The sequence below is a fragment of the Proteus terrae subsp. cibarius genome (genome assembly GCF_011045835.1).
Taxonomy (GTDB): domain Bacteria; phylum Pseudomonadota; class Gammaproteobacteria; order Enterobacterales; family Enterobacteriaceae; genus Proteus; species Proteus cibarius.
Genome location: NZ_CP047349.1, coordinates 721,200 through 744,883 on the forward strand (window position 1 = coordinate 721,200; position 23,684 = coordinate 744,883).

Below are 23,684 nucleotides of genomic sequence, written 5' to 3' on the forward strand. Positions count from 1 at the left end.
AATGCAAAGGAAGCGGCCATCAATATTTATGTAAAAAGACTTTCTTCTTCTTATAAACGATAAGAGGAATAACTAAGTGAGGTTGACTGATGACAGATAAGCGCAAAGATAGCTCCGGGAAGCTTCTGTATTGCTCTTTCTGCGGTAAAAGCCAGCATGAAGTAAAAAAATTGATCGCTGGTCCGTCGGTTTATATCTGTGATGAATGTGTTGATCTTTGTGTTGATATCATTCGTGAGGAAATAAAAGAACTGGCACCTCATCATGAACGCAGTGAATTGCCAACGCCACATGAAATCCGTAAGCACCTTGATGACTATGTTATCGGTCAGGAATTGGCTAAAAAAGTTTTGGCTGTTGCCGTTTATAACCACTATAAGCGTCTGCGTAATGGCGATAAGGCCAATGGTGTTGAGCTAGGGAAAAGTAATATTTTGCTGATTGGCCCTACTGGTAGCGGTAAAACGTTATTAGCAGAGACATTAGCACGCTACCTTGATGTTCCTTTTACTATGGCAGATGCCACAACGCTGACAGAAGCGGGTTATGTGGGTGAAGATGTTGAAAACATCATTCAAAAACTGCTACAAAAATGCGATTACGATGTGCAAAAAGCACAACGTGGTATTGTTTATATTGATGAAATTGACAAGATCACTCGTAAATCTGAAAACCCATCAATCACTCGTGATGTGTCTGGTGAAGGTGTACAGCAAGCATTATTGAAATTAGTTGAAGGCACAGTGGCTTCTGTTCCTCCTCAAGGTGGACGTAAGCACCCACAACAAGAGTTTTTACAAGTAGATACTTCTAAGATCCTCTTTATCTGTGGTGGTGCATTTGCAGGGCTCGATAAAGTTGTTGCACAGCGTTTAAATACACATTCAGGTATTGGTTTTGGCGCAGAAGTTAAAAGCCAAAATGAGAAAGCTAGCGAAGGTGAATTATTAGCCCAAGTTGAGCCAGAAGATCTGATTAAATTTGGTCTTATCCCTGAATTTATTGGTCGTTTACCTGTTGTTGCAACGCTAGGCGAGTTAAACGAAGAAGCATTAATCCAAATCTTACAAGAACCTAAAAATGCACTGACTAAGCAATATCAGGCATTATTTAAATTAGAAGGTGTGGATTTAGAATTCCGTAAGGAAGCGCTGACTGCAATTGCGAAAAAAGCTATGGTACGTAAAACAGGTGCTCGTGGTTTACGTTCAATTGTTGAAGCAGCATTACTTGATACGATGTATGACCTTCCTTCATTTGAAAATGCAGAAAAAGTGGTCATTGATGAAGGCGTTATTAATGGAAAATCTGAGCCACTGGTTATTTATAGCCAGCCAGAAAATCAGGCCTCAGGTGAATAATGCATCGTAATTTGGCAATGTCTCTTGTCTGACATTATCTAGTTTTCTCTCAAAATAAGAGAGAAATTTAAGATAAAGCGCGCCAACGCAATAAAAATGAGGGAATTTTCCCTCATTTTGTTTTTTTAATGGGTAATGCTATTGAATGTCAGAAAAGTGCCCTTATATATTTTGACAATCCGTGGAATTAATTTTATTTGGTAACATGCGAATAAAATTACCTGTAAAAGCGTTAAGCTAAAAACGAAGAGAGAGCTCTATGAATCCTGAGCGTCCAGAACGTATTGAAATACCTGTATTGCCATTACGTGATGTCGTTGTATATCCGCATATGGTGATCCCGTTGTTCGTTGGTCGTGAAAAATCCATTCATTGCTTAGAAGCTGCGATGAACGACAACAAACAAATTATGCTGGTTGCGCAGAAAGATGCATCTACTGACGAACCAGGTGTTAATGATCTTTTTTCTGTTGGTACAGTTGCTTCTGTTTTACAGATGCTAAAACTGCCTGATGGAACAGTGAAAGTACTTGTTGAAGGTATTCGTCGTGCCAAAATTACGACGTTATCTGATAATGGTGAATACTTTCAGGCGAAAGCAGAATACCTTGAAACGCCAGCAGTTGATGAGCGCGAACAGGAAGTCTTAAATCGTACAACGATTAATCAGTTTGAAGGTTATATCAAACTGAATAAAAAAATTCCGCCAGAGGTATTAACCTCATTACATGCTATCGAAGAATCAGCGAAATTAGCAGACACCATTGCTTCTCATATGCCGCTGAAATTAAAAGATAAGCAAGCTGTACTTGAAATGTCTGACGTTACAGAACGCCTTGAGTATTTAATGGCGATGATGGAATCAGAAATCGATCTGCTACAAGTTGAAAAACGCATTCGTAACCGCGTTAAAAAGCAGATGGAAAAGAGTCAGCGTGAGTATTATCTCAACGAACAAATGAAAGCGATTCAAAAAGAATTAGGTGAGATGGATGATGCACCTGATGAAATGGAATCGCTGAAACGTAAAATCGACGCTGCAAAAATGCCAAAAGAGGCAAAAGAGAAGACAGAAGCGGAACTTCAGAAATTAAAAATGATGTCGCCAATGTCAGCAGAAGCCACGGTTGTACGTAGTTATATTGATTGGATGGTTCAAGTTCCTTGGAATAGCCGTAGCAAAGTTAAAAAAGACTTAGTGAAAGCACAAGAAGTTCTTGATACTGACCATTATGGCTTAGAGCGCGTTAAAGAGCGTATCCTTGAATATCTCGCGGTACAATCTCGTGTTAGCAAAATTAAAGGGCCAATCCTGTGCTTGGTAGGACCTCCAGGTGTAGGTAAAACCTCACTGGGGCAATCTATTGCTAAAGCAACAGGACGTAAATATGTTCGTATGGCGTTAGGTGGTGTACGTGATGAAGCTGAAATCCGCGGTCACCGTCGTACTTATATCGGTTCTATGCCGGGCAAATTAATTCAGAAAATGGCGAAAGTTGGCGTCAAAAACCCACTTTTCCTGTTAGATGAAATTGATAAGATGTCATCAGATATGCGAGGTGATCCGGCTTCTGCACTGTTAGAGGTGTTAGATCCAGAACAAAATATCGCATTTAACGACCACTATCTGGAAGTTGATTACGATCTGTCCGATGTTATGTTCGTGGCAACATCTAACTCCATGAATATACCCGCACCGTTGTTAGATCGTATGGAAGTTATTCGTTTATCTGGTTATACCGAAGATGAAAAACTGAATATTGCTAAGCAACATTTGTTACCAAAACAGATTGAACGTAATGCGTTAAAACCAAGTGAGCTGACAATCCATGACAGCGCAATTATGGGCATTATTCGTTATTACACACGTGAAGCTGGTGTACGTAGTTTAGAACGTGAAATTTCTAAATTATGCCGTAAAGCAGTAAAACAACTGTTAATGGATAGCACAATCAAACATATTGAGATTAACGAAGATAATCTCAAAGACTACTTAGGTGTTCGTAAAGTTGACTATGGTCGTGCTGATACTGAAAACCGAGTGGGTATGGTAACAGGACTTGCATGGACAGAAGTTGGTGGTGATCTACTGACCATTGAAACAGCAAGTGTACCGGGTAAAGGCAAGCTAACATTCACTGGCTCTTTAGGTGAAGTGATGCAAGAGTCTATTCAAGCGGCAATGACAGTGGTTCGCGCTCGTGCTGATAAACTTGGTATTAATGGCGATTTCTATGAAAAACGTGATATGCACGTACACGTTCCTGAAGGTGCAACACCAAAAGATGGTCCAAGTGCAGGTATCGCAATGTGTACTGCGCTGGTATCAAGCCTAACAGGTAACCCTGTACGTTCGGATGTTGCAATGACGGGTGAAATTACGTTACGTGGGCAAGTACTGCCAATTGGCGGACTGAAAGAAAAGTTACTTGCCGCACATCGTGGTGGAATTAAGACAGTTCTTATCCCAGATGAAAATAAACGTGATTTAGAAGAAATTCCTGAAAATATTGTTGCTGATCTGGATATTCACCCGGTGAAAACAATTGAGGAAGTTTTATCGCTAGCCCTGCAAAACTCACCGTTTGGCATGGAAGTTGTGACTGATAAATCACACTAAAGAGTGATGTTAGTCATAAATTATAGCTAAAAAAAAGGCTGGATAAGTAATAAAAGCTTGCCAGCCTTTTTTTGTGTCGCTAATTTAATTGGGATTTTAATTAAAAATGCTGTTTTATCGGTCTTGCTATATCTAAAAAGGCTTGATATAACGACGTTTGCAAAATTTGCCATTAATGGTGAAGAATAACGCATAAAATTATGGGGATGAAAGCGTGAATAAAACTCAACTGATCGACAAAATTGCTGCAAATGCAGATATCTCAAAAGCGGCAGCAGGTCGTGTTGTAGATGCTCTGGTTGCTTCTATCACTGAATCTTTACAAAAAGGTGATGATGTAGCATTAGTAGGTTTCGGTACTTTCACTGTACGTGATCGTGCAGCTCGTACAGGCCGTAACCCACAAACAGGTAAAGAAATCCAAATTGAAGCTGCAAAAGTTCCTGCATTCCGTGCAGGTAAAGGCTTAAAAGACGCAGTTAATCAATAATAGTTGAACTTATTTTCTGCCAATTTGTTATTAGTTTAACGTTATGGATAAACAGAAAACGACTCAATTAAAAAATGAAGCGCATCTTTTTGAGATGCGCTTTTCTTTTTTTAGGTTATAAATCACGATTAAACCTTGTATTCTCTGGCGATAAGACGTGAAACTGAAGTAGTCATTTGATAGAATGATCCGTCGTTCTATAACTGAAATAGACAACAATGAATGATTCAGTGATGAGTTAAATGGTTATCGTAATCAATGAATCAAATAATGCTGTTTAGTTTTTTCTTAGTTATAGAAAGTGCGTGTTAAGACTGCGCATTAATACGGGAATGGCTGTTTTTAATGATTGTCGCGTGTCGCGACATTTTGATATTAAGCCAGCATGGGCATATTATCTTTTCGCTGTGCTCAAAATAGTCGTGTAACACCCATAAAAATAATTTTTATTTCACCAAACGGAGCCTCGTCTCGTTATGATGGACAACATTCGTTCCACTGCTAATAATCCATTTATAAAGATATTATTAGCTGTGATCATCCTTTCCTTCGTCCTAACTGGTGTGGGCGGATATCTCTTTAGTTCAGGCGTTAATGATGCTGCTGAAGTTAACGGATATAAAATTAGCCGTTCTCAATTAGAGCAAACTTATCAGCAACGTCGTGCTCAATTACAACAAGATATGGGTGAAAATTTTGCTGCTCTTGCTTCATCGGAAGACGGTCAGAAACTTATTCGCCAACAAGCGCTTGATATGCTGATCAACCAAGCATTACTTGATCAATTTGCACAAAATCTGGGTATTTCAGCCGGTGATCAGCAAATTAGAGATGCTATTTTTGCACTTCCTTACTTTCAAACTGACGGCAAATTTGACAATAAAAAATATGTCGATTTATTGAGAGGCAATAATATTGATGCTGACGCCTTTGCAGAAGGTATTCGTCAAAACCTTATCAATCAGCAATTAAAATTTTCTATTCAAGGTACAGATTTTGCCTTAGATAGCGAAGTTAAAGAATTTGCAGGCTTAATGCTACAAAGCCGTAATGTACGTTTAGCATCATTAGATATTCAGCCATTCCTTGAAAAAGAAACGGCATCTGATGAAGAAGTGAAAGCGTTCTATGAGCAAAATAACCAAATGTTCATCGCGCCAGAGCAATTTAAAATTAGTTATATCCAATTAAATGCTCAAAAAGATTTTAATAACATCAACATTACTGATGAAGAAGCGAAGGCTTACTATGATAGTAATATTGATGAATTCACAGCTACAGGACAAAAACAATACAGCATCTTAGTATTAGCAGACGAAGCGGCAGCTAAAGCGGCAGAAGAAGAGCTGAAAAAAGGCGCTGATTTTGTTTCGTTAGTGAAAGAAAAATCTATTGATAGTTTCTCTAAAAAACAAAATGGTTCTTTAGGTTGGATAACTATCGGACAAGAATTACCCGAGCTGGCTAATGCAAGTTTGACAGAAAAGGGCCAAATTTCTGAGCCTGTTAAAATCAGCAATGGTTACGCAATTTTCCGCCTTGATGATGTTAAACAATCTGTTGTAAAACCATTTGATGAAGTGAAAACAGATTTACTGGCAAAAATGCGTGAAAATAAAGCAATTGATGATTTCTTCGCATTACAACAAAAAGTGAGCCAAGCTGCGTCTAACGATAACGACACATTAGCGCCTGCCGCTAAAGCGGGCAATGTAACTGTTGTTAATACTGATTGGTTTGATGAAAACACAGTTCCTGCACCATTAAATAATGAAAAACTCACCCAGTTAATTTTTGGTGGTTCATTAGTGGATGAAAATGGCCCAACAGGCATGAATTCAGATATGGTGACGTTAGGTAATGACAGCGCATTTATCGTGCGTGTAGAAGGTTATAAGCCTTCAGCAAGCCAACCATTAGATAAAGTACGTGATCAAGTTGTTATGCTGGTTAAACAGCAAAAAGCATCACAAGCAATGAATGCACAGGCTCAAAAACTTTTAGCTGCATTGAAAGAAGGCAAAGGCGAAGAAGCACTGAAAGCTGCTAATATTTCGTTTGGTAGTGAAGAAAGCATTGTTCACTCATCTGCAACAGATGTAGTACAAACTGCTATTTTCTCTATGCCAAAACCTGCTGAAGGTAAAAAAGAGTATGGTATGACTAATGTGCCTGGTACCAAAGTCGTCCTCATTCAATTAGACAGCGTAACAGATGGCAAACCAACATCTGAACAACTAGAGTTTATGACTAATCTCTATCGTGCTCAGATGGGCGAAGAAGCGTTACAACTCATGTTACGTGATCTAAAAGATAACGCTAAAATTGAAATTTTTGATAAAGATTATCAATAATCAATTTTGAATTATTACATTGAAAACCCAGCATAAAGCTGGGTTTTTTTATGGTAGCTATCCTTGAGAATTTAAATAATAACTCCGCCTCTCAAAAAACTCATGTTTGAGAGCAAGCCCGATAATTTTTTGTAATACTTTTTTTATTCATTTTTATTTTTCGTGATTTCTCGTGGTTTTATTTTTATGTAATTGCTGATTGATCAATATATTGGCATTCTTCTTCTGCATTCAGAAATCTCTGTATGTCATCGAATTTGAAATTATTGAGTAAAAGGAAATTATGATTATGAAGATGGATAAAAAAATGTTGTCAGGTTTTATGGCCTCTATTTGCCTTGCTTTGGGATTAGGTCTTTCTCCTCTCTCTTATGCAGAGGAAGCCCCGGCTTCAACACCAACGGTTTCAATCGAAACTCACACCTCAGTTGATCGTGATGCTAAAGAAAATAAAGCCAACACAGAAGGTAAAGTTAATTTAAATACGGCAACAGTAGATGAGCTAATGGGATTAAAAGGAATAGGAAAAGCGAAAGCGCAAGCCATTATTGATTATCGCGAGCAGCTAGGGCGTTTTACCACTGTTGATGAACTTGAAAAAGTTTTTGGAATTGGTATGAAGTTGGTTGATCAAAATCGTGATTTTATCGTTATTAATTAAGGTGTTCATTCTTATACGATGTTGAGTATAAGTGACAACAGAAACGTGAATATTAATTGAAAATCCCCGTGTTTCTCTTTGATTTTTTTGATAAGAGAAACACATTTTCTTAGCGTTTTTTTGTTCTGAAAGAGAACGAAATAAATCTATATCAGAAATTACTAAACTTATTTTCTTGGCTATATTTATGGTATCGCAAAAAAACTTTATAAAAAGTTTATTAGAATAATCAAGAGGTAATAAATTGATATGAGTACATTAATTAAAGTTTATGGCTTCCATTTAGATGTTTTTGAACATGTGAATAATGCACGTTATCTTGAGTTTTTAGAGCAAGCCCGGTGGGATTGGATTGAGCAACATTTAGATTTTGATTGGTTTAAGCGCAATGGCTTGGCGTTAGTGGTTGCTAATATCAATATTAATTATCGCTTACCTGCAAGTTTAGGTGATGAGTTACTGATTGATTGTGATGTTGCTGAAGTGGGGATTAAAAGTGGCGTACTTTCTCAGAAGATCGTGAGAAAAAAAGACGGCGCACTTATCTCTGATGCATTAATCACATTTGTTCTTGTAGATATTAACACTAAAAAAGCCCTGACATTAACAGATCAGTTAAGAGAGAAGCTTGAGTATGTACGTCAATCATCCTAATACACAAAGAGAGTATTAGAGATCTCTCAGTCAATGTTATTAGCCTAATCAAATATGATTTAATGCAGTGATAATGTTTGATGAATTATCACTGCATAAGCAAATAGAACGGCGGGGAGTCATGATAATAAGCAAAGTAATTATGATGATTATTTAAGGCCCACTTTCTGTTTCATTGCCTGCATAATTGATGTTTTATCGGCTAAGTAAGTGCTTAATCCGCGTTGTCTTAAATGGCAGGCTGCACATTCACCACAGCCATCACCTTGAATACCGTTATAGCAAGTTAAAGTTTCATGACGAACGAAATCTAACTTCTTATAGTAATCAGCAAGGGCCCAAGTTTCAGCTTTATCTAACCACATTAATGGTGTGATAAATTTAATATCACGTGCAATACCTAAGCTGACAGCATGATTCAGTGCTTTTACAAATTCATCACGACAATCAGGGTAACCAGAGAAATCAGTCTCACAAACACCGGTGATGACACTCTCTGCACCAATTTGATAAGCGTAAATTGCAGCTAAAGTAAGGAAAAGGATATTTCTACCCGGTACGAAGGTACTTGGAATATCACTTTCTTCACTTTCTTTGAAATCAGGAACAGGAATATTGTCGCGAGTTAGGCTACTGATAGCGAGTTCATTGAGTAAACTTACATCTAAAACTTTATGCGCAGTTGCTCCCAGTAATTGACTAACTTTTTGTGCTACCTCAATTTCTTCTTTATGGCGTTGACCATAATTAAACGTAATGCAATGTACTTCATCGTACTTTTCTAATGCTTGAATAAGGCAGGTTGTCGAATCTTGTCCACCACTAAAGACAACGACCGTTTTTTTCATCAGAATACTCCTGAATATTGAATTTCTATAAGGATTAGTACGCATAAAAGTACATATATTATGGCAATTTATTACCGATTTATCATTAGATGATTACTCTTATAGTAAGGGGCAGGTTATCATTATTTTTTGTAGGGGCATATTTTGAAGGAGTATCTATGTTAGATAAGATTGACCGTAAACTATTAGCGCTGTTACAGGAAGATTCAAGCCTCTCACTGAATACTTTGGCTGAGGCTGTTAACCTAACCTCAACACCTTGCTGGAAACGATTGAAAAGACTAGAGGATGAAGGGTATATTCGTAAGCGTGTTGCCCTGCTTGATAGTGAAAAAATCGGGCTAGGTTTAACAGTTATTGTTATGATTAGAACACAGCAACATAATAGCGAATGGTACGAACAGTTTGTTTCATTTGTTAAGCAAATGCCAGAAGTACTGACATTCTATCGAATGGCGGGTGAGTGTGATTATCTAATGCATGTTGAAGTAGTAGACATGAAAAGTTACGACCTATTTTATAAGCGTATGGTTAATGGCGTACCGGGTCTTATTGATGTGACTTCTAACTTCGCAATGGAAAAAATTAAATACACAACGGCAATGCCGATACCTGAATAAGATTCATCTTTACCAACTGGCACTTTTATTTTTTTGTATAACCTTAGGATTTAAGGCGTGGCTCTATTTTCACAGCTCAGTTGGTATTTCCTCAGTGAATGGCGTCGTTATGTAGGTGCCATTTTCTTATTGATGGTTATCGCAGTATTACAGGTGATCCCCCCGAAGATTGTAGGGATCATTGTGGATGGTGTCGATAACCATAGTCTGACATTTAGCCAAGTGATGAATTGGATTGGTGTGATGGTATTAATTGCCCTCGCAGTTTACCTTTTACGTTATTTTTGGCGTCTTTGGTTATTTGGTGCATCTTATCAACTCGCAGTGAAACTGCGGATGCAAATTTACCAACAACTTAACCAGCAATCCTCTTCATTTTATCACCGCTATCGTACAGGTGATTTAATCGCACGTACCACCAATGATGTTGATAAAGTCGTTTTTGCAGCGGGCGAAGGTGTATTGACCTTAGTGGATTCTATGGTTATGGGGCTTGCTGTGCTTGTCATGATGAGTATTCAGTTAAGTTGGGAACTAACACTAATTTCATTATTACCTATGCCAATCATGGCAATTTTAATTAAGCGATATGGCGATAAACTACACAGCCGCTTTAAAACCGCACAGGCATTTTTCTCTTCACTCAATAATCAAGCACAAGAAAGCCTGAGTAGTATTCGCATGATCAAATCATTCGGGCTAGAGCAACAGCATGCCTCTCGTTTTGATGATGTTGCAAAAGAAACTGGACGTCAAAATATGCGTGTTGCACGAATTGATGCGCTATTTGATCCTACTATTTTCATGGCTATTGGTTTTGCTAATTTACTCGCTGTGGCCGGAGGTAGCTATTTTGTTATTAATGGCAAAATGACATTGGGTGAACTAACCAGCTTTGTAATGTATTTAGGTCAAATGATCTGGCCAATGCTGGCATTAGCATGGATGTTCAATATTGTTGAGCGTGGTAGTGCTGCTTATAGCCGGATTAATAGTTTATTGGATGAAAAACTCGATATGGTTGATGGTGAATTATCACCAAAGCAAGGTCGAGGTGTGTTATCTGTTGATATCAAACGTTTCCAATATCCCGAACAAACAACAGAAACACTGAAAAATGTTCATTTCACATTATCACCCGGTGAAATGTTGGGTGTTTGTGGAATGACTGGAAGTGGAAAAAGTACATTACTTGCTGTTATTCAACGACTTTATGATGTGACTGAAGGTGAGATTTGTTTTCAATCTATACCTATTTATCAATTGAAACTTGATGAATGGCGAGCACGATTGGCCGTTGTTAATCAAACACCTTTCCTATTTTCAGATACCATCGCGGGAAATATTGCCTTAGGGCATCCTGATGCGACAAAAGAAGAAATAGAGTCTGTTGCGAAACTGGCAAATATTCATGAGGATATTTTACGCTTACCGGAAGGATATCAAACACAAGTCGGTGAAAAGGGCGTGATGTTATCTGGTGGACAAAAACAGCGTATTTCTATTGCTCGAGCACTATTATTGGATGCTGAAATTTTATTATTAGATGACGCTCTATCCGCTGTTGATGGACAGACTGAATATCAAATTTTGCAAAACTTGTCGCAATGGCGAAAAGACAGAACGTTAATTATTAGCGCTCATCGCTTATCTGCATTAGTTGGTGCTACTAATATTTTAGTTCTAAAACAGGGTGAGATTATAGAGCAAGGTACACATCAGCAATTAATTTCAATACCGGGTTGGTATCAAGATATGTACCATTATCAGCAATTAGAGGCCGCGCTAGATGACGATGAATAAAAATAAATCCGTTAAAGCGCTATTACCTGCATTAAAGCGTCTTTTGACTTATGGTAAAAACTATCGCAAGCCTATGGCATGGGGTGTCATTATGTTGTGGGTAGCTGCCATTGCAGAAGTGGGGGGCCCATTAATTGTTGGTTATTTTATTGATGCAAAAGTTGCCACAAATAATGTGGAGTTAATGTCATCATTAGGCCTGGCGTTAGCTTTCATCCTTTTACAGGTGATCGCTGCCACACTTCACTATTATCAAGCTATTGTGTTTAATCATGCGGCAGTTGGGGTTGTACAACAATTACGCACTGATGTAATGAGTGCGGCACTAAAACAGCCATTAAGTGCTTTTGATAATCAGCCTGTAGGGCAATTAATTTCTCGTGTAACAAATGACACTGAGACGATTAAAGATTTGTTTGTGAACGTGTTACCAACATTATTCCGAGCAATTGCTTTAGTGGTTGTAATGCTGATCGCCATGTTCTTATTAGAATGGCAAATGGCATTAATCGCGATGACAATCTTCCCAGCAGTTATTGGTGTAATGATGCTTTATCAGCGACTGAGTACGCCGATAGTTCGTAATGTACGTCATTTTCTTGCCAATATAAATGATGGTTTCCATGAAGTCATCAATGGCATGTCAGTTATTCAGCAATTTAGGCAACAAGCTCGATTTGGTGAAAGAATGTCAGATGACAGCTGGCAACATTACCAAGCACGTATGAAAGCGTTAAAACTTGATGGCCTGTTATTACGTCCTTTACTAAGTATGCTCTCTGCGTTGGTTCTGTGTGGTTTATTAATGCTGTTTGGGTATCAAGGCAGTGCTGTTATTGGTGTTGGGGTTATTTATGCATTTATTAGTTATTTAGGTCGATTAAATGAACCTTTGATCACCCTGACATCTCAGCAGTCGATTTTACAACAGGCGGTTGTCTCTGGTGAGCGTGTTTTTGAACTAATGGATGCTCCTTTGCAGCGCTACGGTTCATCATCACACACCATCACCCAAGGTAATATTGACGTTAACTCTCTTTGGTTTGCGTATCGTGATGAGCAATGGGTATTAAAAGATATCAATTTAACTATTCCTGCTCGTCATTTTGTCGCATTCGTTGGGCACACAGGAAGTGGCAAGAGTACTTTAGCTAGTTTATTAATGGGAAATTACCCTTGGCAAAAAGGGAGTATCTTTTTAGATAATCAACCGTTAGAAGCGTACTCTCACGCCGCATTACGCAGTGGTATTGCGATGGTGCAGCAAGATCCTGTTTTATTATCTGGCTCACTGCATGACAATATTACATTAGGGCGTGAATGTGATGAGTTACATTTATGGCAGGTACTAGAGACAGTACAACTTGATCAGTGGGCTAAAGCCTTACCTGAAGGGCTACAAACAGAACTTGGTGAGCAAGGTAGTCGCTTATCTGCTGGACAAAAGCAGTTACTTGCATTGGCTCGTGTACTATTAATACCTCCTCGTATTCTTATTCTGGATGAGGCAACAGCAAATATTGATTCAGGAACAGAACAAGCCATACAAAAAGCGTTAAAAGTGGTTAGAGAAAAAACGACACTGATTGTTATTGCTCACCGACTTTCCACTATTATTGAAGCCAATGAAATTGTGGTGCTTCATCGTGGTGCAATTGTCGAGCAGGGCGGTCATACTAAGTTACTCTCACAAAAAGGCCGATACTATAATATGTATCAATTACAGCAAGTCAGAGAGTCTTTACAAGAACAAGATCCTATTGAAGTAGAATAATAACCTTAAATAAAAAATATAATTTTAAAGGGCACATCATTTTTATGTATGTGCCCTTTTTTATTTCCCGATTATCTTGCTTTGAGCAAAATAGCCGTCATATTTTTGCACCAATTCGGTGAACCTTTTCACTTTAATAGTTTTAAATATTTATTTTCTTATAAATATCAATCAATTAAATAGTGGCATATCTTTTGCTTTGCTATATAGGCTTTGCTCTTTCAAATATCGACGAGGTTTATATGAAATATATCATCGCCATTATTAAGCCATTTAAATTAGAAGAAGTACGAGAGTCACTCTCTGAGTTAGGCATAAAGGGAATGACAATTAGCGAAGTAAAGGGATATGGGCGACAGAAAGGACATGCAGAGTTATATAGAGGAGCAGAATACGAAATTAATTTTCTTCCCAAAGTAAAAATAGAACTCGCTATTTGTGATGAACAACTTGAGCCTGTTATGCAAGTGATTATGCAAGCGACGGATACAGGAAAAGTAGGAGATGGAAAAATTTTTGTTTTGGAATTATTGCAGGCAATCCGTATTCGTACCGGTGAATCTGGTGATGAAGCTCTTTAAAGGAGATATTCGATGAAACGCTTACTTTCTTTGCTATTAATGTTAGTGCTTACACACTTTTCTTCATCTGTATTTGCAACTGAAACAGTGACTGTTGATAAAGCCGATAATGGTTTTATGTTGATATGTACTGTTTTGGTTTTCTTTATGACTATACCTGGTATCGCCTTATTTTATGGAGGATTACTAAGAAGTAAAAACGTACTTTCTTTGATCACACAAGTGATGATGATCTTTAGTGTTGTGGTCATTCTTTGGATAACTTTTGGCTACAGTTTGGCTTTTACTGTGGGCAATAAAGTCTGGGGTGGGTGGTCACTTACTTTTTTGAATAACGTATCACTGGATTCACTCTCTGGTTCAATTAATCAGTACGTGCATGTTGCTTTTCAAGGATCGTTTGCGGTTATCACTGTTGCATTAATTGTTGGAGCATTAGGAGAGCGCATTCGTTTTTCTGCATTGCTTATTTTTACGATTATTTGGTTCTCTTTTTCTTATATCCCTATTGCTCATATGGTATGGGGAGAAGGTGGTTGGTTAATCGATGATGGTGCATTAGATTTTGCTGGGGGAACCGTCGTACATATTAATGCTGCTATTGCAGCTCTTGTTGGTGCTTACTTACTTGGTAAACGACGTGATAGTCAGCATATAGCGCTTAAACCTCATAATTTACCCATGGTTTTTACAGGTACGGCTGTACTTTATATCGGTTGGTTCGGTTTTAATGCAGGCTCTGCTGGCAGTGCAAATGCGATTGCGGCTTTAGCGTTTTTAAATACGATAGTTGCAACTGCGGGAGCCGTACTTTCTTGGACTGCATCAGAATGGATAACCAGAGGTAAGCCCTCTATGTTAGGTGGTTGTTCAGGTTGTATTGCAGGGTTAGTGGCGATTACGCCAGCTGCTGGCACTGTTGGCGTGATGGGCGCTTTATTTATTGGTGTAATGGGAGGAATTATTGGGCTTTGGGGGGTTGTTGTTTTAAAACGCTGGTTAAAAGCCGATGATGTTTGTGATGTTTTTGGTATTCATGGTACTTGCGGTATTGCAGGTTGCCTATTAACTGGGATATTTACAGCTTCATTTTTAGGTGGTGTAGGGTATAGCGATGGTATGACACTGAATAAACAGGTTTTAATTCAATTAATCAGTGTTGTGATCACGGTAATTTGGTCTGGTGCTGTTGCTTATATTAGTTTTAAAATCGCAGATAAGCTGGTGGGGTTACGCGTTTCTGAAGAGGAAGAGCATGATGGATTAGATTTAACAACTCATGGTGAAAGAGCTTATCAGCAGTAATTGTCTATTCCCCCTCTTTTGAGGGGGGAATATGCCAAGATATTATTTTGAATGTTTAGTACGTTTTTGGCGAATCACCCCTTCTTGAACAGAAGACGCCACTAGCTGACCGTTTGTATTAAAGAATTTACCTCTCACAAATCCTCTACCGCCTGATGCTGAAGGGCTTTCAATCACATAAAGCAACCAATCATCTACACGGAATGGACGATGAAACCACATCGAATGGTCAATGGTAGCAACTTGCAGGTTTGTATCCATAAAGCCTAAACCATAAGGTTGGAGAGCGGTTGGTAAAAAGTCAAAATCAGAGACATAGCCAAGTAAGTATTGATGCAAGAAAGGATCAGATGGCATTTCACCACGACTACGATACCAAACATAACGTTCAGCAGGCGCTTTAGAGTAGCCAAAAGGGCTAAAATATTGCACTGGACGCGCCTCAAAAGGTGTTTCTCGTAGTGCTAAAGATTTAATCGGCTCAGGTAATTTAGGTGCTAATTTCTTTAAAATCTCATGTTGTGAAATAAGTTCATTTGGAAAAGGAACATTAGGCATTGCATCTTGATGTTCAAAACCTTCTTCAAATTCTTGAAAAGAAACCGTCATATAGAAAATAGGCTTACCATGCTGGATCGCACTGACTCTACGAGTGCTAAATGAACCACCATCACGGATAAACTCCACATCATAAACGATAGGCTTATGGCTATCACCAGGACGTAAAAAGTAGCTATGAAATGAGTTGATATAACGGTTATCAGCAATTGTCTGTTTTGCAGCGTATAGTGCTTGTCCTACTACTTGCCCACCAAAAACTTGAGGTAATCCTAAATCTTCGCTTTGACCTCTAAATAGACCCTCTTCTATTTTTTCAAGTGCCATCAAATTGATGAGATCTTTCAATGCTTGACTCATAGTGTACCTGTATCATTAGATCTGGTTATTTTTTATAAAGTTGATTATATACAATCCTAAGAAGATAAAAAAATAATCTCCCTTTTTTCTCTTAGATCGCAACCTAATGATAAATGCACAGAGTTGATGGAGATTATTATTTATCAGCTTATTGAATACTCTCTGATGAGTTTATGAGAGGCAAAAAGAGCGTTAAAGGCAATTGAATAATCAGTGAGTGCATATTTGGGTAATTAATCATCACTTAGGTTTGCTTTCCTTGCTATTTAAGTCAGTTTAAAACATAATGCGTATCGTCTTAGCAATAAGACAATCTATGGGGCCTTGTTGGTTCTCCCGCAACGCTAACTTGTTAACTCGGTCAGGTCCGGAAGGAAGCAGCCATGGCAGGTGTCGCGTGTGCCGGGATGTCGCTGGCAAGGCCCCACCCAATTTCTAGTCCTTCATAATTTCTAATCCCTCATAATTACTATTTCCTAAGATTATTCGTTTCTCTTTATATTTTAACTCTCTATACGTGTTTTTGAACGCTGTTTTCTTTCGGTTTGAGAGTCAATATTATTGAATGGAAAATAGTATGCTTAATGTATCAATTTATTATTGGAAGATTTACGGTAGTGTTTATAAATGGAAGGAATATTTGGGTAAAGCAGTGCGGTCATGCCGTAATAAGGCAACGGCATGATGGTGTGTAATCATTCTACTGACAAGCAAACGCGAATAAAACGATATCTAAATTAAGAAATAATAACCCTACTACTATAAAAAATAAAAATAGCAAAAATAAAACTAAGGCAATTAAATAGAACTAGATTATCTAACAAATTTCCAAACAGACGCTGGAATTTTATCATATAGCTTATTCATTGTGAGTTCTGCTAAACGGTGGTCTGCGGCTGAATAAAACAGCTCCAGTTCATCATCAGAGAGTTCATATTTGTTTTTTTCAATCACACGTTCTAATGTTTCGATTGAAGTACATTTTCTTAAACGCATTAGATAGTCTGTCTTAGTCATGTTGTCTTTTCTCTATTATTAAAATAAAACTAAAGATAATTAAATTTACTTAATATAACTTTTTGGGTTTTTGGCAATGAGAGTTAAAAGTGACAAGTTTAACTCTTTCCAATTATTGATATCTGAGTAAGAAATTGATGTATTACCAAATAAACGATAAGTCTCTTCAAGGTACTCTTCTATAAGAGTATTAATGACATGTTTATCTGGGTATTTAATCTTAAATTTCCAACTAAAGTCCATAATGTGTTCAATTAGGACATTAAGGTCAACGCTTTTTGTGCTACTCAGATCGTTGTGCCAAACTGTACTACCTTTATCTAATGAGCCTAAAGCTTGCTGCAATAGCTCTTCACATAAAAATGACAATTCAGCTAAATCTACTTTTTCTGGTGAATATTCGTCCATAACATATCGTAATTGAATTAATAGAAAATATTCATTAATAATGATAAATGCTTAAAATTGAACTTATTAACGAGAAACATCACATAATTCATTAATGGATTAATAAAAAATATAAACTTGAAAATGGGTGTTTATATTTACTCGTATGCTAAAAGAGTTTAATAATTATATTTATTATTTCTAACAAAGTAATAGCATATCAAAAGATAATACTGAGCACTCAATTGCACTCGAATGAGTTTAAAATTTATACAATAAGTATTTCTTTGCTTAATATAGCACTATTATTGCATAAGTCACTATCTGAACAACAGAATTTTGTCTATTTTCGTAAAAATCAACAAATCTCAATTAAAGAGTATTTTTCTTAACATAATGATTATCTTTGTTTTTATTGTAATTTGAATGTTTAAGCGTGCAATTGAGGCATAATTATCGCTGTTATTTATAAATAACAGAGCTGTTTAATTTTGACAAAAAGTCATATATAAGAAAAAAAATAAAATGAGTTTATTGATTAAAGAGATATTTCCTAAAAATAATATAATGAGATAAGTTTTCATTTAAAACAATACATCAATAGATAAAGAAAAAGGTCGCTTTCGCGACCTTTTTGGCATTCTCACTCAAATCCATTCAAATTAGTGTGAATGATTTGGATGCTCTAAATCTTCATTTTTCTTCGCGAATCGTCTACGGATCACAACGAAGAAAATAGGAACAAAGTAAATAGCAAGGGAGGTTGCGGCAATCATACCACCAAATACACCTGTACCTACTGAGTTCTGAGCACCAGAACCTGCGCCGTTACTTAATACCAGAGGAATAACCCCTAACATAAAGGCCAGTGAAGTCATTAGAATTGGACGTAGACGCATTCTGACTGAGTCTAAGGTTGCTTCTATGAGTCCTTTGCCTTCTTTTTCCATCAGATCTTTGGCGAATTCAACAATTAATATTGCGTTTTTCGCCGATAACCCAATGGTTGTTAAGAGCCCAACCTTAAAGTAAACGTCATTTTCAAGACCTCTCAGTGATGTTAATGCAAGCGCACCGATAACACCCAGTGGAACGACTAACATAACGGAGAATGGTACTGACCAGCTTTCATAAAGAGCAGCAAGACAGAGGAATACGACTATCAAGGAAATGGTATACAGAGCAGGCGCCTGGTTACCCGATAAACGTTCTTGATATGACATTCCTGTCCATTCATAACCGATACCGCTTGGTAATTTACTGGCGAGATCTTCCATCATCAGCATTGCGTCACCACTACTTTGACCTGGTGTTGCACTACCTTGAATTTGAACTGCTGGTAAACCGTTATAACGCTCTAAACGAGGAGAGCCGTATAACCAAGGATCTTTACTTGTATCAATGAATGATGAGAATGGAACCATCTGACCGACATTGTTACGAACATAAAGATTACCAATATCTTGTGGCAGCATGCGGAATTGTGATTCAGCTTGAACGTAAACTTTCTTAACACGACCACGGTCGATAAAGTCGTTAACGTAACTACCACCAAACATGGTACCTAATGTTGAATAAATATCGCTAATTGCAACACCTTGAGCTTGTGCTTTCTCTAGGTCAATATATAGACGATATTGTGATGTATCTTCCTGACCATTAGGACGTACACCCATTAGCATTTCAGGCTGTTGCGCTGCCATTCCAAGTAATTGATTTCGAGCTTCCATGAGTTTATCGTGACCGAGGTTGGCTTTATCCACTAACTCGAATTCGAAACCACCCGCAGAACCTAACTCAACAATTGCTGGAATATTAAATGAGTAAACAAAGGCTTCCTTAATTTGGGATAATGCCATATTGGCACGCCCTACAATTGCCGGAACTTTGTCTTCATCTGCTTTACGCTCACTCCAATCATTCAATACAACGAAGACTAGGCCCATATTTTGCCCTTGACCACCGAAGCCGAAGCCACTTACGGTAAAGACAGATTTAACGAGCTCTTTTTCATCGGTATTGAAGTAGTCGTTTACTCTTTCCAGTACGTCTTGTGTTTGTTCTTGCGTTGAACCCGCAGGTAACTGAACCATTGTCAGTAATACCCCTTGGTCTTCTTCAGGTAAGAACGATGCAGGTAAGCGAATAAACATTAACGCCATACCAGCAACTAATAAAACGTAAATTAATAAGTAACGACCAGTACCACGAAGTGTACGGGATACACTGTCAGTATAGTGATGACTACTCTTTTCAAAGGTACGGTTAAACCAACCAAAGAAACCAGTTTGCACACCATGACTACCTTTCGGTACAGGTTTTAACATCGTTGCACAAAGTGCAGGTGTTAAAATCAAGGCAACGAAAACAGACAGCACCATTGCTGATACGATGGTGATAGAGAACTGGCGATAAATCGCACCAGTTGAACCACCAAAGAATGCCATTGGAATAAATACCGCTGAAAGCACTAGGGCGATACCGACCAGAGCACTTTGGATTTGTCCCATAGATTTACGTGTTGCTTCTTTAGGTGATAAACCTTCTTCTTGCATAACACGTTCGACGTTTTCTACTACAACGATGGCGTCATCCACCAGAAGCCCGATGGCAAGTACCATCGCAAACATCGTCAAAGTATTTATCGAATAACCAAACGCCGAGAGTATGGCGAAGGTACCTAACAATACAACAGGTACTGCAATTGTTGGGATTAACGTAGCTCGGAAGTTCTGTAAGAACAGATACATAACTACGAATACCAGCATGATGGCTTCAATAAGCGTTTTTACCACTTCGAAAATAGAGATCTTAACGAATGGCGTTGTATCATATGGATAAACGACCTCTAATCCCGCAGGGAAGAACGGTTCCATTTCAGCTAATGCAGCACGTACAGCTGTTGCGGTATCTAATGCGTTAGCTCCTGTTGCTAACTTAATACCAATACCAGAAGCAGGTAGGCCATTAAAGCGAGCAATAGTGCTATAGTTTTCCGCCCCCATTTCAACAATACCCAGATCTTTTAGCTTAACCTGCGAACCGTCAGTATTGACTTTCATCAGGATGTCGCCAAATTGCTCTGCGGTATTAAGTCGAGTTTGGGCAATAATAGATACGTTTAAACGCTGACCAGGAACAGGAGGTGTGCCTCCTAATTGACCTGCTGCCACTTGGTTATTTTGCGCTCTAATTGCACCAATAACGTCAAGTGTTGTCATGTTATATTTCACCAATTTATCTGGATCTAACCAAATACGCATTGCGTATTGGGTACCAAATAACTGGGTTTCACCCACACCGGTTACACGGCTTAACGGGTCTTTAATCGTTGCACCCACATAGTCTGCAATATCATCTTGTGACATTGAACCGTCACTTGAGATGAACCCTGCAACCATCAAGAATGAACTTGAGGATTTATCAACACTAATCCCTTGTTGTTGCACTTCCTGAGGTAATAACGGCATGGCAAGTTGCAGTTTATTCTGCACCTGTACTTGCGCGATATCAGGGTCAGTACCTGCTTCAAAGGTCAGAGTGATATTCATCATACCAGCCGAGTCACTGGTCGCAGACATATACACCATGTTATCGATACCATTCATATTCTGTTCGATAACTTGGGTAACGGTGTTCTGCACAGTGGTGGCGTCAGCACCAGGATAAACCGCAGAGATAGAAATCGCTGGCGGCGCAATCGTTGGATACTGGGCAACAGGCAGTTTGATGAGTGCCAGAAGACCTGCGAGCATGGTAATTATCGCAATTACCCACGCAAATATCGGTCTATCTATAAAAAACTTAGGCATGGATCACCGACTCCTTATTGAGGATTCTTAGCTGGCTCAGTTTGTTCAGGTGATGGCTTCGCATCTAAATTCTCTTCTTGAGGCGTTACTGTCATTTTTGGTTTTGCTTTTTGCAATCCAGAAACGATAACGCGATCACCAGCCTGAACACCACTATTAACGAGCCATTTATTACCAACAGCTTGTGACACTTCGATGGTACGAACTTCAACAACGTTGTCTTTATTAACAACCATTGCTGTTGCATCACCACGCGCTGTACGAATCACAGCTTGTTGTGGGATCAAAACTGCATTTTGGCGAATACCATTTTCTAACTTAGTGCGAACAAACATACCTGGTAATAATTCCCCATTAGGGTTAGGTACGATAGCACGCATAGTAATTGAGCCTGTTGTCTCATCAACAGTCACATCAGAAAATTCTAAATGGCCTTTCTGTGCGTAAGCTTGCCCATTAGTCAGTGTTAAATGAACAACAGGTTTGCCTTGCTCTTGACGAATAATGCCACTTTCAATTTCATTTTTGAGTTTCAGGTAATCTTCACTCGACTGCGTCACATTGACGTAAATCGGATCGATTTGCTGAACAGTTGTCAGTGCGACTTGTTGACCTGGAGCGACAAGGGCGCCTTCAGTCACTGTTGATTTACCCGAACGACCTGAAATTGGAGCCGTTACTTTCGTATATTCAAGATTAATCTTTGCCGTTGTGACAGCGGCTTCGCCCGCTCTAACAGCAGCGACAGCTTGTGCATACTGAGACGTTGCAGTATCAAAATCTTGTTTACTGACATAGTTTGTACCCAGCAGAGGCTTATAACGCTCCACAGTGAGACGAGCTATTTCAGCATTAGCTTTAGCTTTCGCTAGTTCAGCTTGCGCACTATTTAAAGTTGCTTCAAACATAGCTGGGTCGATTTGGTACAAAGATGTACCTGCTTCTACATAGCTACCTTCGGTGTAATTGCGTTTTAAAATAATGCCGCCAACTTGAGGACGAACTTCAGCAATACGGAAGGCTGATGTACGACCTGGTAAATCAGTTGTGATTGTCAGAGCTTGCGCCCCTAAAGTCACAACACCGACAGCCGGTGCAGGAGGTGGACCCCCAGCAGACTGTTTAGCTTTGTCGTCACATCCAGCAAGAACCAAGCTGCCTGATAGCACTAACAGAGCCAGAGGCAAAACCCCTCTGTTTTTTCGCATAAGAAAACCTCTATTCAAACGTTGTTTCCCGGGATAAAAATAATTAAGTTGATGATTGGTTGCGATGTATAGTACAAACATACATGAATGTATGTAAATTAACTTCAGTCAAAATCGAGGATTAATGGCACGAAAAACTAAACGGCAGGCACAAGAAACAAAACAGCAGATTATTGATGCTGCACTTAGGTTGTTTACTGTGCAAGGCGTTTCTGCCACATCACTTTCAGATATTGCATCCGCGGCAGGTGTTACCCGTGGCGCAATATATTGGCACTTTAAAAATAAAGTGGATTTATTTACTGAAGCGTGCGAACTCACCGACTTAAAAATAGAATCTTTAGAAATAGAGTATCAAACAAAATACCCAGATGATCCACTATTTGTATTAAGAGAATTGCTTATTTACATATTGACATCAATTGTCGAAGATCCCAAACATAATGCACTTTTAGAAATATATTTCCATAAATGCGAATTTGTCGGTGAAATGACACCAATTGTTGAAATTCGCAGAGAATTGTGTGCAGCCGATCACTCCAGAATAGAACAGTCTTTATCTCGTTGTATTGAAAAAAAACAACTTCCTGCCGACCTTAATTTAAGAAGGTCGGCCATCATGTTAAGAGCAATGATGACTGGCCTTGCCGAAAACTGGTTATTTTCACCAGAAAGTTTTTCTATCAAAGATGAATGTCAATATTTGGTTGATAGCTTTATTGATATGATAAAGCACAGCGCAAATATGAGAATATCAGCGCCATCTTAATTTATTATTAAATTTGAGGAAGATGTTTATGAGTAAAGTATTAGTTATTGCTAACGGTGCAGCTTATGGTAATGAATCATTATTTAATGCACTGCGTTTATCAATAACATTAAAAGAACAGCATCCAGAAACTGAATTAAATATTTTTTTAATGTCAGACGCTGTGACTGGGGCTTTAGCTCGTCAACAACCTAAAGAAGGTTATAACTTACAGCAAATGTTGGAAATTCTAACTGCACAGAACGTTCCAGTTAAACTCTGTAAAACATGTACAGATACTCGTGGTATCAGTGATTTACCACTTGTTGATGGTGCAGAACTAGGCACATTAGTAGATTTAGCTCAGTGGACATTAGACGCTGATAAAATACTGACTTTCTGATCACCATTTCGTTTTCTCAGGCGAGAAACAAATCAAGCAACTTGTGCTGTTTACACTGCCAATTTGAAGCAATTGGATTATAATAATAAACAGTTTTTCAATATTAATTGAACAAGTTGC

19 protein-coding genes and 1 other RNA gene are annotated in these 23,684 nt (G+C 38.4%); 14 read left to right on the forward strand and 6 right to left on the reverse strand.

The genetic code is table 11. The features are described 5' to 3' along the window. The first annotated feature begins 89 nt into the window (after positions 1-89). From clpX to GTH25_RS03360, 6 genes are all read left to right on the forward strand, one after another. Positions 90-1,361, forward strand: a complete 1,272-nt coding sequence (clpX, locus tag GTH25_RS03335) for an ATP-dependent protease ATP-binding subunit ClpX (RefSeq protein WP_075671983.1) — start codon at positions 90-92, stop codon at positions 1,359-1,361. Between the two features lie 259 nt (positions 1,362-1,620). Continuing rightward, positions 1,621-3,981 (forward strand): endopeptidase La, encoded by a 2,361-nt coding sequence (gene lon, locus GTH25_RS03340; RefSeq protein ID WP_075671981.1) that lies wholly within the window; start codon positions 1,621-1,623, stop codon positions 3,979-3,981. 214 nt (positions 3,982-4,195) lie between these two features. Beyond that, positions 4,196-4,471 carry a nucleoid-associated protein HU-beta gene (gene hupB, locus GTH25_RS03345; RefSeq protein WP_036911695.1) on the forward strand — a complete coding sequence of 92 codons (276 nt, stop codon included), beginning with the start codon at positions 4,196-4,198 and terminating at the stop codon, positions 4,469-4,471. A 476-nt stretch (positions 4,472-4,947) separates the two neighbouring features. Further along, on the forward strand, positions 4,948-6,825 hold the full coding sequence (ppiD, locus tag GTH25_RS03350) for a peptidylprolyl isomerase (protein WP_156733048.1): 1,878 nt from the start codon (positions 4,948-4,950) through the stop codon (positions 6,823-6,825). Between the two features lie 289 nt (positions 6,826-7,114). Continuing rightward, complete coding sequence (locus GTH25_RS03355; RefSeq protein ID WP_223672525.1) at positions 7,115-7,486, forward strand: ComEA family DNA-binding protein; 372 nt, start codon at positions 7,115-7,117, stop codon at positions 7,484-7,486. Between the two features lie 249 nt (positions 7,487-7,735). Continuing rightward, complete coding sequence (locus GTH25_RS03360) at positions 7,736-8,140, forward strand: acyl-CoA thioesterase (protein ID WP_023580858.1); 405 nt, start codon at positions 7,736-7,738, stop codon at positions 8,138-8,140. 149 nt (positions 8,141-8,289) lie between these two features. Here the strand turns inward: GTH25_RS03360 and queC are convergent, their stop codons facing one another. Then, the gene (queC, locus tag GTH25_RS03365) at positions 8,290-8,988 is read right to left on the reverse strand and encodes a 7-cyano-7-deazaguanine synthase QueC (RefSeq protein WP_075671977.1); all 699 of its coding nucleotides are present in this window, start codon (positions 8,986-8,988) and stop codon (positions 8,290-8,292) included. Between the two features lie 158 nt (positions 8,989-9,146). Between queC and GTH25_RS03370 the strand changes: the two genes are divergently transcribed. From GTH25_RS03370 to amtB, 5 genes are all read left to right on the forward strand, one after another. Next, positions 9,147-9,608: an Lrp/AsnC family transcriptional regulator gene (locus GTH25_RS03370; protein ID WP_036911686.1), complete on the forward strand. Its 462-nt coding sequence runs from the start codon at positions 9,147-9,149 to the stop codon at positions 9,606-9,608. A gap of 57 nt (positions 9,609-9,665) precedes the next feature. Further along, positions 9,666-11,411 (forward strand): SmdA family multidrug ABC transporter permease/ATP-binding protein, encoded by a 1,746-nt coding sequence (locus GTH25_RS03375; protein ID WP_164530327.1) that lies wholly within the window; start codon positions 9,666-9,668, stop codon positions 11,409-11,411. Next, entirely contained in the window at positions 11,398-13,185 is a 1,788-nt protein-coding gene (locus GTH25_RS03380) for a SmdB family multidrug efflux ABC transporter permease/ATP-binding protein (RefSeq protein WP_075671973.1), read from the forward strand. The genes GTH25_RS03375 and GTH25_RS03380 overlap by 14 nt, the downstream gene beginning before the upstream one ends. 242 nt (positions 13,186-13,427) lie before the next feature. Further along, positions 13,428-13,766: a P-II family nitrogen regulator gene (glnK, locus tag GTH25_RS03385; RefSeq protein ID WP_075671971.1), complete on the forward strand. Its 339-nt coding sequence runs from the start codon at positions 13,428-13,430 to the stop codon at positions 13,764-13,766. Between the two features lie 12 nt (positions 13,767-13,778). Then, positions 13,779-15,071 carry an ammonium transporter AmtB gene (gene amtB / locus GTH25_RS03390; RefSeq protein WP_075671969.1) on the forward strand — a complete coding sequence of 431 codons (1,293 nt, stop codon included), beginning with the start codon at positions 13,779-13,781 and terminating at the stop codon, positions 15,069-15,071. A 42-nt stretch (positions 15,072-15,113) separates the two neighbouring features. Here the strand turns inward: amtB and tesB are convergent, their stop codons facing one another. Then, on the reverse strand, positions 15,114-15,989 hold the full coding sequence (tesB, locus tag GTH25_RS03395) for an acyl-CoA thioesterase II (RefSeq protein ID WP_075671967.1): 876 nt from the start codon (positions 15,987-15,989) through the stop codon (positions 15,114-15,116). A 325-nt stretch (positions 15,990-16,314) separates the two neighbouring features. Here tesB and ffs point away from each other — a divergent pair. After that, an RNA gene (gene ffs / locus GTH25_RS03400) (signal recognition particle sRNA small type) lies at positions 16,315-16,411 on the forward strand. 391 nt (positions 16,412-16,802) lie between these two features. On the opposite strand, the gene GTH25_RS03405 is transcribed toward ffs, so the two are convergent. From GTH25_RS03405 to GTH25_RS03420, 4 genes are all read right to left on the reverse strand, one after another. Then, a complete protein-coding gene (locus GTH25_RS03405; RefSeq protein WP_006535062.1) occupies positions 16,803-17,006 on the reverse strand; it encodes a hemolysin expression-modulating protein Hha in 204 nt (67 codons plus the stop codon). Between the two features lie 45 nt (positions 17,007-17,051). Continuing rightward, entirely contained in the window at positions 17,052-17,414 is a 363-nt protein-coding gene (tomB, locus tag GTH25_RS03410) for an Hha toxicity modulator TomB (RefSeq protein ID WP_075671965.1), read from the reverse strand. Between the two features lie 641 nt (positions 17,415-18,055). Then, positions 18,056-21,205: an efflux RND transporter permease subunit gene (locus GTH25_RS03415; protein ID WP_075671963.1), complete on the reverse strand. Its 3,150-nt coding sequence runs from the start codon at positions 21,203-21,205 to the stop codon at positions 18,056-18,058. A gap of 14 nt (positions 21,206-21,219) precedes the next feature. Continuing rightward, positions 21,220-22,413 carry an efflux RND transporter periplasmic adaptor subunit gene (locus GTH25_RS03420; protein WP_075671961.1) on the reverse strand — a complete coding sequence of 398 codons (1,194 nt, stop codon included), beginning with the start codon at positions 22,411-22,413 and terminating at the stop codon, positions 21,220-21,222. A 124-nt stretch (positions 22,414-22,537) separates the two neighbouring features. On the opposite strand from GTH25_RS03420, the gene acrR reads away from it, so the two are divergent. Together acrR and GTH25_RS03430 are read left to right on the forward strand one after the other, a co-directional pair. Further along, a complete protein-coding gene (acrR, locus tag GTH25_RS03425) occupies positions 22,538-23,182 on the forward strand; it encodes a multidrug efflux transporter transcriptional repressor AcrR (RefSeq protein ID WP_075671959.1) in 645 nt (214 codons plus the stop codon). Positions 23,183-23,210: 28 nt separating this feature from the next. Continuing rightward, on the forward strand, positions 23,211-23,564 hold the full coding sequence (locus GTH25_RS03430) for a DsrE/DsrF/TusD sulfur relay family protein (RefSeq protein WP_023580846.1): 354 nt from the start codon (positions 23,211-23,213) through the stop codon (positions 23,562-23,564). Positions 23,565-23,684 lie beyond the last annotated feature (120 nt).

Coding starts and splice junctions, on each gene's coding strand:
- GTH25_RS03420 (WP_075671961.1), bottom strand. CDS start 22,413: ATGCGAAAAAACAGAGGGGTTTTGCCTCTGGCTCTGTTAGTGCTATCA.
- glnK (WP_075671971.1), top strand. CDS start 13,428: ATGAAATATATCATCGCCATTATTAAGCCATTTAAATTAGAAGAAGTA.
- ppiD (WP_156733048.1), top strand. CDS start 4,948: ATGATGGACAACATTCGTTCCACTGCTAATAATCCATTTATAAAGATA.
- GTH25_RS03405 (WP_006535062.1), bottom strand. CDS start 17,006: ATGACTAAGACAGACTATCTAATGCGTTTAAGAAAATGTACTTCAATC.
- tesB (WP_075671967.1), bottom strand. CDS start 15,989: ATGAGTCAAGCATTGAAAGATCTCATCAATTTGATGGCACTTGAAAAA.
- GTH25_RS03370 (WP_036911686.1), top strand. CDS start 9,147: ATGTTAGATAAGATTGACCGTAAACTATTAGCGCTGTTACAGGAAGAT.
- GTH25_RS03430 (WP_023580846.1), top strand. CDS start 23,211: ATGAGTAAAGTATTAGTTATTGCTAACGGTGCAGCTTATGGTAATGAA.
- GTH25_RS03380 (WP_075671973.1), top strand. CDS start 11,398: ATGACGATGAATAAAAATAAATCCGTTAAAGCGCTATTACCTGCATTA.
- GTH25_RS03355 (WP_223672525.1), top strand. CDS start 7,115: ATGAAGATGGATAAAAAAATGTTGTCAGGTTTTATGGCCTCTATTTGC.
- tomB (WP_075671965.1), bottom strand. CDS start 17,414: ATGGACGAATATTCACCAGAAAAAGTAGATTTAGCTGAATTGTCATTT.
- acrR (WP_075671959.1), top strand. CDS start 22,538: ATGGCACGAAAAACTAAACGGCAGGCACAAGAAACAAAACAGCAGATT.
- amtB (WP_075671969.1), top strand. CDS start 13,779: ATGAAACGCTTACTTTCTTTGCTATTAATGTTAGTGCTTACACACTTT.
- clpX (WP_075671983.1), top strand. CDS start 90: ATGACAGATAAGCGCAAAGATAGCTCCGGGAAGCTTCTGTATTGCTCT.
- lon (WP_075671981.1), top strand. CDS start 1,621: ATGAATCCTGAGCGTCCAGAACGTATTGAAATACCTGTATTGCCATTA.
- GTH25_RS03415 (WP_075671963.1), bottom strand. CDS start 21,205: ATGCCTAAGTTTTTTATAGATAGACCGATATTTGCGTGGGTAATTGCG.
- GTH25_RS03360 (WP_023580858.1), top strand. CDS start 7,736: ATGAGTACATTAATTAAAGTTTATGGCTTCCATTTAGATGTTTTTGAA.
- queC (WP_075671977.1), bottom strand. CDS start 8,988: ATGAAAAAAACGGTCGTTGTCTTTAGTGGTGGACAAGATTCGACAACC.